Origin of the sequence: Sulfuriferula multivorans, from assembly GCF_003851125.1 — a bacterium.
Classification (GTDB): domain Bacteria; phylum Pseudomonadota; class Gammaproteobacteria; order Burkholderiales; family Sulfuriferulaceae; genus Sulfuriferula; species Sulfuriferula multivorans.
On sequence record NZ_BGOW01000047.1, the window covers coordinates 37,382 to 50,287 of the forward strand.

The 12,906-nt window shown below is 59.4% G+C and carries 7 protein-coding genes; all 7 read left to right on the forward strand.

The window, feature by feature from the left end; genetic code table 11:
- Positions 1 to 6,925: glycoside hydrolase family 94 protein (locus tag EI185_RS16970; protein ID WP_124706344.1), on the forward strand; the 6,925-nt coding region annotated here is incomplete at its 5' end.
- 70 nt (positions 6,926 to 6,995) lie between these two features.
- Complete coding sequence (locus tag EI185_RS16975) at positions 6,996 to 7,418, forward strand: hypothetical protein (protein ID WP_124706337.1); 423 nt, start codon at positions 6,996 to 6,998, stop codon at positions 7,416 to 7,418.
- Entirely contained in the window at positions 7,411 to 8,871 is a 1,461-nt protein-coding gene (locus EI185_RS16980; protein WP_124706338.1) for an ATPase domain-containing protein, read from the forward strand. Before EI185_RS16975 ends, EI185_RS16980 begins: the two co-directional genes overlap by 8 nt.
- A 29-nt stretch (positions 8,872 to 8,900) precedes the next feature.
- Positions 8,901 to 10,460 carry an ATP-binding protein gene (locus EI185_RS16985; RefSeq protein WP_124706339.1) on the forward strand — a complete coding sequence of 520 codons (1,560 nt, stop codon included), beginning with the start codon at positions 8,901 to 8,903 and terminating at the stop codon, positions 10,458 to 10,460.
- Positions 10,457 to 10,588, forward strand: coding sequence for a hypothetical protein (locus tag EI185_RS18365; protein ID WP_262982408.1), 132 nt, complete (start codon positions 10,457 to 10,459; stop codon positions 10,586 to 10,588). The genes EI185_RS16985 and EI185_RS18365 overlap by 4 nt, the downstream gene beginning before the upstream one ends.
- On the forward strand, positions 10,585 to 12,351 hold the full coding sequence (locus EI185_RS16990; protein ID WP_124706340.1) for a putative bifunctional diguanylate cyclase/phosphodiesterase: 1,767 nt from the start codon (positions 10,585 to 10,587) through the stop codon (positions 12,349 to 12,351). The genes EI185_RS18365 and EI185_RS16990 overlap by 4 nt, the downstream gene beginning before the upstream one ends.
- Before the next feature lie 114 nt (positions 12,352 to 12,465).
- Entirely contained in the window at positions 12,466 to 12,735 is a 270-nt protein-coding gene (locus tag EI185_RS16995) for a 4'-phosphopantetheinyl transferase family protein (protein WP_124706341.1), read from the forward strand.
- Positions 12,736 to 12,906 lie beyond the last annotated feature (171 nt).

Sequence of the window (12,906 nt, forward strand, 5' to 3'; positions counted from 1 at the left end):
CGCCATGGCGCACCCGCTGAATCGCCCGCACTACGATGAACGCAAACAACGCGTCACCACCGGATACGGCATTATGCAGCCGCGCGTGAGCGTGAGTCTGCCGGGTGCGAATCGCTCGCACTATGCCCGATTGCACGGCGCCGAGGCCGGTATCGACCCTTACACGCGCGCGGTCTCCGATGTTTACCAGGATGTATTCCACGAGGGGTCTTTCATCGGCAAGGGAATCTACGATGTGGATGCCTTCGAGCGCTCATTGAGTGGCCGCTTCCCGGAAAACAGGATACTCAGCCACGACCTGCTGGAAGGCTGTTACGCGCGCTCCGGGCTGCTCAGCGATGTGCAGTTGTATGAGGACTACCCGGCGCGCTACAGCGCGGATATGGATCGTCGTCATCGCTGGATTCGCGGCGACTGGCAGCTGCTTGAGTGGTTATTGCCGAGCGTGCCGGGGTTGAGCGCGGGGCGCCAGAAAAATCCGCTGTCATGGCTGTCGCAATGGAAGTTGTTCGATAACCTGCGGCGCAGTCTCGCGCCTGCCGCGTTGACCCTGTTGTTGCTGCTTGGCTGGATGCTTGTTGCACCTGCCTGGTTGTGGACCCTGGTGGTGATCTCCATTTTGCTGGTTCCGTCCCTGGGTGCTGCCATGGTGGAGATGTTTCGCAAACCGACGGACGTTTTGCTGAAGCAGCATCTCAGCGCCGCAAGCCGTTCCATGGGCGGACATCTGGTGCAGGTGCTGTTTACGCTCGCCTGGCTGCCGTATGAGGCGTATATCAGTCTTGATGCGATCCTGCGCACGCTGTGGCGCATGCTGGTGACACACCGCCGGCGCCTCGAATGGACGCCGTCCGGCGAGCCGGCATACGCCACTCGCACAGATATGCTTAGCCAGTATCGAGCGATGTGGATTGCGCCATTGCTGGCCGCTGCGACGGTGATCTACCTGATTCTGGTGTCGCCGGCCGTACTGCTAGTCGCGGGGCCTATCCTGCTGCTGTGGTTGGCTTCACCCGCGATCGCCTGGTGGGTCAGCACGCCCCTTGCGCGTCGCGAAGCAAGACTGACGGCCGAGCAGACGCGCTTTCTCAAGAAAATATCGCGCAAGACCTGGGCGTTCTTTGAAACCTTCGTCGGGCCGGAAGACCATTGGCTGCCGCCGGATAACTACCAGGAATATCGCGGTGCCGCGCTGGCGCATCGCACTTCGCCGACCAACATGGGGCTGGCCCTGCTGGCGAATCTGACTGCATACGACTTTGGCTACATCCCGGCCGGAATACTCATCGAACGCAGCGCGAACACGCTGCACACCATGCAAGGCATGGAACGGCATCGCGGGCATTTCTATAACTGGTACGACACGTTGTCGCTGAAACCGCTGCATCCCATCTACATTTCCGCGGTGGACAGCGGCAATCTCGCCGGTCATCTGATGACGCTTGGCCCGGGTCTGCTCGCGCTGCCTGACGACAAGATTGTCGGGGCGCGCTGGTTCGACGGGCTGCACGACACGCTGGCGGTTTTGGTGGATGCTGCGCACGGCGGCACTTCGGCCGCGCTCACCCGCTTGCAGGCCGATATCGAATCGGCATGCGCTTCCCGGCCAGCCACGCTGGCAGCAGTGCATTCGAAGCTGGCGCTACTGGTGGCGAGTGCTGAGGCGGTTAGCGTCAGTCTGGATGCCGATCTGGCTCAAAATGATAGCCCGGGGACAGCTACCGCGGCGCAGTGGCGCGCAGAAACAGACGCGTACATGGAGGCACGGGAGAATTCTGTGCACCCTCCGGCCCTTGATCACGCCAGTGCGGTGATTTCCGAACTGGCCTCTGAGTCGGATGCAAACTGGTGGGCACATACGCTTGCCCGGCAATGCCGCAGCGCCCTGGAAGAGTTGAGGTTTCTCGCTCCCTGGCTAGTGTTGCCGACCGCACCGGACAGTCTTGGCGACTTGCCCGATATCAGCGGGATACCGACGCTGCGTGAACTGGCAGGACTCAGCCAGCGATTGCAGCCAGTCATTGAGCAACGCTTGACTGCCGCTGTGACAGCTGAACAACGCGAAGGACTCGAAGCACTGCGACGCAGCATTAGCCAGGCCGGCCAGCGCGCTGATGAGCGCATTGCGGCCATCGAGCGTCTGGTATCGCAAACCGGTGAGTTTGCGCGCATGGAGTATGAATTCCTGTATGACAAATCGCGCCGTTTGCTGGCGATCGGCTACAACGTGGATGAGCTGCGGCGCGACATGAGTTACTACGACCTGCTGGCTTCGGAAGCGCGCTTGTGCAATTTCGTCGCGATTGCGCAGGGACAACTGCCGCAGGAAAGCTGGTTTGCGCTGGGGCGTCTGCTCACCAGCGCCGGCGGTGAACCGGCTCTGCTGTCGTGGAGCGGCTCGATGTTCGAGTACCTGATGCCGCTGCTGGTGATGCCCACCTTTGATAACACCCTGATCGATCAGACCTACAAGGCTGCGGTGGAGAGGCAGATCGACTACGGGAAGCAGCGCGGGGTGCCGTGGGGCATGTCGGAGTCCGGCTACAACACGGTCGACGTTCATCTCAATTACCAGTACCGCGTATTCGGGGTACCGGGCCTGGGGCTCAAACGCGGGCTCGCCGCAGATCTGGTGGTGGCACCCTATGCCTCGGTACTCGCATTGATGGTGGCACCGGAAGCAGCGTGCCAGAATCTGCAGCGGCTCGCCGCTGCCGGGCTGGAAGGAAAATTCGGCTTTTATGAAGCCATCGATTACACCGCATCGCGTCAACGGCGGGGCGAATCGAGCACCATAGTACGGTCGTTCATGGCGCATCACCAGGGCATGAGCCTGTTGTCCCTGGCCTACCTGCTGCTGGATCGCCCGATGCAGCGCCGCTTCGAATCCGATCCGCTGTTCCAGGCGACCATGCTGTTACTGCAGGAGCGTATTCCAAGGGAAACAGCTTTCTTCTCGCATGCCGGCCAGCTATCCGACATTCCCACGGCTGCCAAAGAGCTGGAGCTGCCGATGCGCATTCTCGGCACGCCGGATACGCCGATACCGGAAGTGCAACTATTATCCAATGGCCGCTACCACGTCATGGTCACCAATGCCGGAGCGGGCTCCAGCCGCTGGAAGGATCTCGCGGTCACGCGCTGGCGCGAAGACAGTACGCGCGATAACTGGGGCAGCTTCTGCTACATCCGCGATGCGGATAGCGGCGATTTATGGTCAGTCGCCCATCAGCCGACGCTCAGGCCTGCGCAAAAATACGAAGCCATCTTCTCCGAGGGGCGCGCCGAATTTCGCCGCCGCGATCAGGGCATCGATACGCATACCGAAATCGTGGTCTCGCCGGAGGATGACATCGAACTGCGCCGGGTCAGCATGACCAACCGCTCGCGCATCCGCAGAACCATCGAGGTGACCAGCTATGCGGAGGTGGTGCTGGCTGTGCCCGCTGCGGATGCGACGCATCCGGCGTTCAGCAATCTGTTTGTGCAGACTGAAATACTCGCCGAGCACAGGGCAATCCTGTGCACGCGTCGTGCGCGTTCGCGCGGTGAGCAGGTGCCGTGGATGTTGCATTTGATGAGGGTACACGGCGCCGTTAGCGGGGCCGTTTCTTATGAAACGGATCGCATGCGCTTCATCGGCCGGTGCAATACGGTGGCCAATCCCCAATCCCTGAACAGCGCGACGGCAACGCAGGGGCAGACGGCGGATCTGTCTGGCAGTTGCGGCTCCGTACTGGATCCGATTGCCGCCATCCGCTGCCGTATCACGCTCGATCCGGATCAGACGGCGATCATCGATATCGTGACGGGCGTTGCTGAAAACCGTGAAGGGGCAGTCGGCCTGGTCGAGAAATATCAGGATCGCCGGCTCGCCAGTCGCGCTTTCGATCTGGCCTGGACCCATAGCCAGGTCGTACTGCGCCAGATCAATGCCAGCGAGACAGACGCACAATTGTATGGCCGCCTTGCCAGTTCGGTGATCTACGCCAATGCCGCGCTGCGCGCCGACGCGAGCGTGTTGCTGAGGAACCACCGCGGCCAATCTGGCCTGTGGGGTTATGCCATTTCCGGCGATTTACCCATCATCCTGCTGCAGATCGGCGATGTAGCCAATCTCGATCTGGTGCGGCAACTGGTGCAGGCGCATGCGTACTGGCGCCTGAAGGGACTGGTGGTGGACCTGGTGATCTGGAACGAAGATCGCGCCGGTTACCGGCAATTGCTGCAGGAGCAAATCATGGGGCTGGTAACTGCGGGTATCGAAGCCCATTCCATGGATCGGCCGGGCGGCATTTTTGTGCGCTCCGCAGACCAGATATCGGACGAGGATCGTATCTTGTTCCAGTCGGTGGCGCGTGCCATTATCAGCGATTCGCGGGGAACGCTGGAAGAACAGTTGAACCGCATTGTCGTCAAGGGAACCTACGTTCCCCGTCACGCCCCTACCCGAATCCATCTGCCGCAGGCAGCGCCGGCTGTTCCGCCACGCGACCTGATCCTGTTCAACGGACTGGGCGGGTTCACCCCCGACGGCAAGGAATATGTCATCACCACCACGCGTGAGCGCGTGACGCCGGCGCCCTGGGTCAACGTGCTGGCGAATCCCGGTTTCGGCACGGTCATTTCCGAAAACGGCATGGCTTACACCTGGGGCGAGAATGCCCACGAGTTTCGTCTCACGCCTTGGCAGAATAATCCGGTGAGCGATGCCGGCGGCGAAGCCTTCTATCTGCGCGACGAAGAAAGCGGCCACTTCTGGTCGCCGACACCGTTGCCTGCCCGCGGTTCGGGCACCTACGTCAGCCGCCACGGATTCGGCTACAGTGTGTTCGAGTATGGCGAGGATGGCATTTCCTCGGAGCTCACGGTTTATGTAGCGCTGGATGCATCGGTCAAGTTCTCCGTGCTGAAACTGCATAACCAATCGGGTCGCCCACGCCGGTTGTCGGCGACGGGTTATGCCGAGTGGGTGCTGGGCGATCTGCGGTCGAAATCGGTGATGCACGTCACCACTGAAATCTCCCGCAATAACGGAGCGCTCTACGCCAGAAACTCGTATAACACCGAGTTCCCCGAGCGCGTTGCGTTTTTCGATGTGGATGCGGACGACGCAGCCCTGACGCTGAGCGGAGATCGTGCCGAGTTCCTCGGGCGCAACGGCACGCTGGCCAGCCCGGCGGCGATGCTGCGCGCGCGCCTGTCGGGCAAGGTGGGCGCTGCCCTCGACCCGTGCGCAGCCATTCAGGTTCAATTCGAGCTGGGCGATGGAGAAACGCGCGAGATTGTGTTCAGGCTGGGGCTCGGGCTCAATACCGGTGACGCCAATGCGCTGGTGTCGCGCTTTCGTGGCGCCAGTGTCGCGCGGACAGTGCGCGAGGCCGTGCAACAGCACTGGCGGCATACCCTGGGTGCAGTGCAGATCGAGACGCCGGATAAATCTCTCGACGTACTCAGCAACGGCTGGCTGATGTATCAAACCATCGCCTGTCGCCTGTGGGCGCGTACCGGCTACTACCAGTCCGGCGGGGCGTTCGGCTTCCGCGACCAGTTGCAGGACGTCATGGCGTTGATTCACACCCAGCCGCAATTGATGCGCGAGCAGCTGCTGCTGAGCGGGTCGCGCCAGTTTAGGGAGGGCGATGTGCAGCATTGGTGGCATCCGCCCGTGGGTCGCGGCGTGCGCACGCATTGTTCCGACGATTATCTGTGGTTGCCCCTGGTGGCAAGCCGCTACGTTCTGGGTACCGGCGATGCTGCGGTGCTGGATGAACCGCTGCATTTTCTCGAAGGCCGTCTGGTCCCCCCCGGCGACGACTCCTACTACGATCTGCCCGGCCAATCCGCAGATGTCGCCAGCCTGTACCAGCATTGCGTGCGCGCCGTTCAGCACGGGCTCAGCTTCGGCGATCGCGGCCTGCCGCTAATGGGTTCCGGTGACTGGAACGACGGCATGAACCTGGTCGGGCTGCAGGGCAAGGGCCAAAGCGTCTGGCTCGGATTTTTCCTGTGCGAGGTGCTGAAACAGTTCGCCAAGGTCGCGCGTCTGCACAACGACCCCGACTTCGCCGCATTGTGCGATGCAGAAGCCGCCAAGCTCGGCCAGAACATCGAGAAAAATGCCTGGGATGGCGCGTGGTATCGGCGCGCCTACTTCGACGATGGCACGCCGCTGGGTTCGGCCAGCAATACCGAATGCCAGATTGATTCCATCTCGCAAAGCTGGGCCGTACTGTCCGGTGCAGGCGATGCCAAGCGCTCGCACAGCGCCATGGATGCGGTGTACAAGCGCCTGGTACGGCGCGATTCGGGACTGATCCAGTTGCTCGATCCACCCTTCGACAATTCCGAACTCGACCCCGGCTACATCCGCGGCTACGTGCCCGGCGTGCGTGAAAACGGCGGCCAGTACACTCATGGCGCGATCTGGACTGCCATGGCGTTCGCAGCCCTGGGCGACAGCCAGCGTGCGTGGGAACTCACCAGCATGATCAACCCCCTCAACCATGCCCGCGATGCGGCGGGCGTGGCGACCTACAAGGTTGAACCCTACGTGATCGCAGCCGATGTGTACTCGGTGTCGCCCCATGTCGGCCGCGGCGGGTGGAGCTGGTACACGGGATCGGCGGGATGGATGTACCGGCTGATCGTGGAATCGCTGCTCGGGCTGAGACTGGACGTGGACAAACTGCATTTCACCCCGTGTCTGCCTGCGGCGTGGCAGTCGTTCAAAATCCACTATCGTTATCGCGAAACGGTCTACCACATCGAAGTCGTGCAAACGCAAGACAGGATGGGCGCAATCAGCGTGACGCTGGATGGCGCCGAGCAACACGACAACAGCCTGCCGTTGATAGACGATCGGCAAGCGCACACGGTCGAAGTGAAAGTGTATGCCGTACCCAGTCAGGTAAAAGACCTATAATGACTACGGATTGAAACAGCGGCCGTATTTCACCAATGTCGTGATATCGACCCATTATTGAGATTTATTTATGGCAACCAGTGATTTGTTGCGGCATCAGAAAATTAACAGCCTCATGGCACAGCCCCCCGAAAAAGTTGCGGACGCCGCGATAGACCTTTGGGGGAAGATGGCCATCCAAATCATTTCCATTGTCGGTGAAGGGGGTTTCAATTCCCTTTACGCGCGTAGCGTATTCCTTACCCAGGCAAGCTTTCCCTGGCTCGCTCCTGCCGACTTGTCATCCCGGCAGGATCAGCGGTTTGCACAATTGAAAACAAGCTTTGCTGGACAAACGCCTGCGCAAGCCGGCGCAGCAAATAGTCTGCTACTGATCACATTCACCGACATCCTGGCCACGTTAATAGGCGAGCCGTTAACAACCAGTATTTTACGTTCGGCCTGGGGCAATGACGCTTCGGATAGTGCCGGCAAGGAGTTCACAAATGAGTAACAAGGTAAGCATACGGCGTCTGCCAACCGGCGTGCCGGGTCTGGACAATCTGTTGGGTGGAGGCCTCCCGGAATTCTCGTTCAACCTGATTGCCGGTACACCGGGAAGCGGCAAAACCACGCTCGCTCACCAGATCATGTTCGCACTGGCCAACCCGGATAACCGGGCGCTGTACTTCACGGTACTCGGGGAACCGGCATTGAAGATGCTGCGTTATCAACAGCAATTCCCGTTTTTCGACATCACCAAAGTCAATCAATCGATTCGCTTCATCAACCTGTCTGAGGACCTCCTGGAAGGAGATTTTGACCGCGTCCTGGAACGCATTGCCGAAGAAGTGAAAGACTTTTCGCCGAGCCTGGTATTTGTCGATTCGTTTCGATCCGTGGTGCAGTCGGCGAAGCAGGCGGAACAGGGCGCATCCGAGCTGCAACGCTTCGTGCAGCATCTGGGCATGCAAATGACCAGCTGGCAGGCCACCACGTTCCTGATCGGTGAATATTTACTGCCGGAAGCCGAGTCCAGCCCGGTGTTTACCGTGGCGGACGGCATCCTCTGGCTGTCGCAAAATCTGCACCGCAATTCCATGGTGCGCAAGATGCAAGTGGTCAAAATGCGGGGACAAGCCCAGGCGCCGGGCCTGCATACCTTCCGTATCAGTGATGCGGGCATACAGGTTTTTCCGCGCGCGATCATCCAGCAGGGGGAAGCGACTGGATCAGCCCTCAAGGTATCCATGGGCGAGACACGTGTTTCGATGGGAATACCCGGCCTGGATGAAATGCTGGGTGGCGGTTTGCCTGCCGGCTATTCGCTACTGGTGGTCGGGCCGTCCGGCTCCGGAAAAACCATCCTGGCGACGGAGTTTCTTGCCGAAGGCGTGCGCCGCGGCGAGCGGGGAGTGATTGCGGCGTTTGAGAAGAGCCCGAGCCAGCTACTGAGCAATCAGCTGCATGAATTGGTCAGGGCGGGGCAAGTGGGGGTGATCGACACCCGTTCGCTGGATTTGTCGATTGACGAAACCCTGAATGATTTGATAGCAATGATTAATCAAAAGCAGGCCAAACGCGTCGTCATTGACTCCCTGTCCGGATTCGAGCTGGCACTGGCACCCGAGTTTCAAGAAGATTTTCGCGGATCGCTGTACCGGATGATCGCCGAGCTGACCTCCATGGGGGTGACCATATTGATGACCTCCGAACTGGAAGACCGTTATACCGATTTGCGCTTTAGCCCATTCGGGAGCGCGTTTCTCGCTGACGCCATTATCGTGCAGCGCTATATCGAAATCGCCGGCCAGTTCAAACGCGTCCTCTCGGTCGTGAAAGTCCGCGGCAGCGCGCACAGCAAGGACATTCGTTTGTTCGACATTAGCGACGCAGGCATCGTTATTGGCGCGGCACTGTCTGGATATGATGGCATCATGTCGGGCCGGCCCACGGTCAGCCCATAGTCAGAACGTCTCGATGATCAAGGAAGCCAATGAGCAAAAGTGACAATGACGGCGCTTTCGATATCGATGACCGGGGTCAACCGGGCGTGGCTGGCCAGCATAATGCGGGCATGCCAACCAGCCTGGAAAAAGATATCTCGTGCAGGGAAAGCGCTGTTATTGACGATGAGGCGGCTGTTCTAAATCGGGAGAGCTCGGCCACTGCTCGCGAAGAAGCCGCTCATCTGCGCGAAGCGGCGGCCACCGCGCGCGAACAGGGAATTCGCGCGGTCGAGGCAACCCAGGCAGCATCCGGCGATCAAATAATGGCGTTGCAGCAAGCCAACGCACACCTGGTCGTTGCGACCATTGAGGCACAAAAGCTGGTCGAACAAATCGAAATAACCAAAGTTCAACTTGAGAATGCCAAGCTGGTGGCGGAACAAGCCAGCCTCGCCAAATCGGATTTTCTGTCCAGCATGAGCCACGAGTTGCGCACGCCGCTCAATGCCATTCTCGGCTTCGCCCAGTTATTGGAAGCCAGTTCACCGCCGCCAACCGACGTGCAGATGGTCAGGTTGCACCAGATCATCAAGGCAGGATGGTATCTGCTGGAACTGATCAACGAAATCCTCGATCTCGCGGTGGTTGAATCCGGCAAGCTAACGCTGTCGCGAGAACCCTTGCTGCTGATCGATGTGGTGCGTGAATGCCAAACCATGATAGAGCCCCAGGCGCAACAACGCGGCATCCGAATGGATTTTATGCCGTTCGACAACACCTGGTTTGTCAATGCCGATCGAACCCGGGTAAAGCAGGTGCTGATCAACCTGCTTTCCAACGCGATCAAATACAACCGCGAACAGGGAACCGTTGTGGTGGCGTGCAGCGCGAGCACTCCGGAACGCCTGCGCATCAGCATCAAAGACAGCGGTGCAGGTCTGCCTCCCGAAAAGCTGGCGCAGCTATTCCAGCCGTTCAATCGTCTCGGTCAGGAAAACGGTGCCGAGCAAGGGACGGGCATTGGCCTGGTGGTGACCAAGCAACTCATCGAGCTGATGGGAGGGGCGATCGGCGTGGAAAGCACGGTCGGAGTGGGCAGCGAATTCTGGATTGAACTGATCCGGGACGTTGCGCCGCAATTGGCTTCCGGACAGACAATGCCTCCAGAGATTGTCCAGGTTCAAGCGAACGCAGCGCCGCGCACCCTGCTCTATGTGGAAGACAATCCGGCCAACCTGATGCTGGTCGAACAAATCATTGAAAGGTACCCGCATTTGCGCATGCTGAGCGCGCGCAATGGCGATCTGGGCATAGCCCTTGCAAAGCTCCATCTCCCGGATGTCATCCTGATGGACATCAATCTGCCTGGCATCAGCGGTTTTCAAGCCCTGCATCTGCTGCGCGAAAATCCGGTCACCGCGCACATCCCAGTTATTGCCCTGAGCGCCAACGCAATGCGCCACGATATCGAGAAAGGTCTGGAGGCAGGATTCTTCCGTTATCTCACCAAGCCAATCAAACTCAACGAGTTGATGGATACGCTGAACCTGGCGCTGGGGCTTGCTGAAACTGAATTTGATGGGGCGATCACCCCGGGATTTTCATGATGATTTTCCCGCCGGTAATGCTTAACATCAGTCTTCTGGACAATCCGGACGCTGCGCTGCAGTTGCCGGAGCAAATCCTGACGGCCATTGCAGCCTTACCTCTGCATGGCAGCGGAGTGTGGCGATGAACAGAAACGACAATGATGGTGGTGCTTCCGATGTCGATGACCTAGGTCAGCCGGGTGGGATTAGCCAGGGCAAAGACAGGTTGCCCGCTGGCCTCGAAAAAGAAAGGAAGCGCAGGGAAAGCGCTGTCATTGACGATGAAGCGGCTGTTCTCAGACGCGAGAACTTGGCCTCTACGCGAGAAGATGCCGCGCATGTGCGGGAAAATGCTGCCGGCTTGCGTGAAGACGCTGCCCATCTGCGCGAGGGCGCGGCGCAGGCACGGGAAGGAGAAGCTCATGTGCGCGAAGGGGCCGCCACTGCGCGCGAGCGGGAAATTCGCGCGGCAGAGATGACACAGGCAGCGTCCGACGATCAGATGATCAGGTTGCGGCAAGTGAACGCACATCTGGTCACCGCTACAATTGAAGCTCACAAACTGGCCGAACAAGTCGAGACGGCTAAAGTCGAGCTGGATCATTTGGCCCATCACGATGTGCTCACTGACTTGCCGAATCGAATACTGCTGCAAGACCGGCTTGGCCAGGCGATTGAGTTGGCGCGTCGTCAAGGCCGGCAACTGGCGGTGATGTTCATGGACCTGGATCAATTCAAGCATATCAACGACTCGCTGGGGCATGCGGTTGGCGACCAACTGCTTCAGTCGGTGGCACAACGCCTGGTGGGGTGTGTGCGCCACTCGGACACCGTCAGCCGCCAGGGAGGGGATGAATTCGTGCTGCTGCTTCCCTATATTGAACACGCAGAAGACGCGGCGCTGTCTGCGCAAAAGATGCTCGCGGCGCTCGCGCTGCCTCACTCCATCGACCGGCACGATCTGCATATCGGCGTGAGTATCGGTATCAGCATCTACCCCGACGATGGCCAGGATGCGGAAACCCTGATCAAGAATGCGGACACCGCGATGTACCATGCCAAGGAAAATGGACGCAACAATTACAAATTCTTCGAGCAGGACATGAATGCCCGGGCGGTCCAGCGGCAGTCCATCGAAGCCTGCCTGCGCCGCGCGCTGGAACGGCAGGAATTCGTGTTGCACTACCAGCCGAAAATAAATCTTCACAGCGGCGCGATAGTCGGCGTCGAGGCGCTCATCCGCTGGCAGCATCCGCAACACGGGCTGCTGCCACCAGCGCAGTTCGTGCCCATCGCCGAAGACTGTGGCCTGATCCTGCCGATAGGCCGCTGGGTGCTGCGCGAGGCCTGCCTCCAGGCCCGGGCCTGGCAGGATGCGGGCTTACAGCCGATCACCGTCGCAGTCAACACCTCCGCGATCGAGTTCCGCGCCAAGGATTTCTTGGAAAATGTACGCGCGACCCTAGCGGATACGGGTTTGGAGCCGCGCTATCTGGAACTCGAACTGACCGAAAGCGTGCTCATGCGCGATGCCGCCTCTACCGATTCCATGCTGCATGCGCTCGCAGGTCTGGGCGTAAAGCTCGCGATCGATGACTTCGGCACCGGCTATTCCAGCCTCAGTTACCTTAAACAGTTTCCGATCGATACCCTGAAGATCGACCAGTCATTCGTGAACCAGATAACCAGCAATCCGGACGATGCCACCATCGTCAGCGCCGTGATCGGCATGGGTAAAAGCCTCAGGCAAAGCGTCATTGCAGAGGGCGTGGAGACTGCGGAACAGTACGCATTTCTTCTGGGCCAACAGTGCGACGAGGGTCAAGGCTATTATTTCGGGCATCCGGTGGCAGCCGAGGCGCTTGCCACCTTGCTGCAAACTGGCATATCAACCACTTTTCCCCATTAATATCCAAAGCATCTCCAGCAAACCCGCCCTTGCCGCACCGCACACCCTCAGCTGCATTTCAGCCTCGCGCTCCGCGACGGCTGGTGCGCCATTGCGCTATCCCGCAATCATCCAGTGGGGGTGGATATCGAGCAGGTATACGAACTGCCGGAAATGGACGATGTCGCCGCGCTGTATTTCAGCGCGCAAGACTGCAAGGCGCTGAATCAGTTGAGTGGATCGGCGCAACAGCGGCGCTTCTTCGAATTATGGACGGCGCTCGAAGCGATGGGTAAACGGCTGGGCTTGGGGCTGGCAGAAGCGGGGGAGGCGAGCGGAAATCGAAGTGCCCGCGTTTGGCATGATCACCTGGAAACAGGATGGCTGGTTGCTGTGGCTGTTTAGTGAGTACTTGATTTTCGTAACTGGAGCGGATGATATTAATGGGTGGCTATAACGAGAGCCTGGATGGCATTGGTTAAGGGGGGTATCCGCGATTTTGTGTAAACGGGAAATCGTTTAAAGCTGCGGCATGCGCTCATCGAACATGATCGTGAACCGATTTAACGCGGCCTT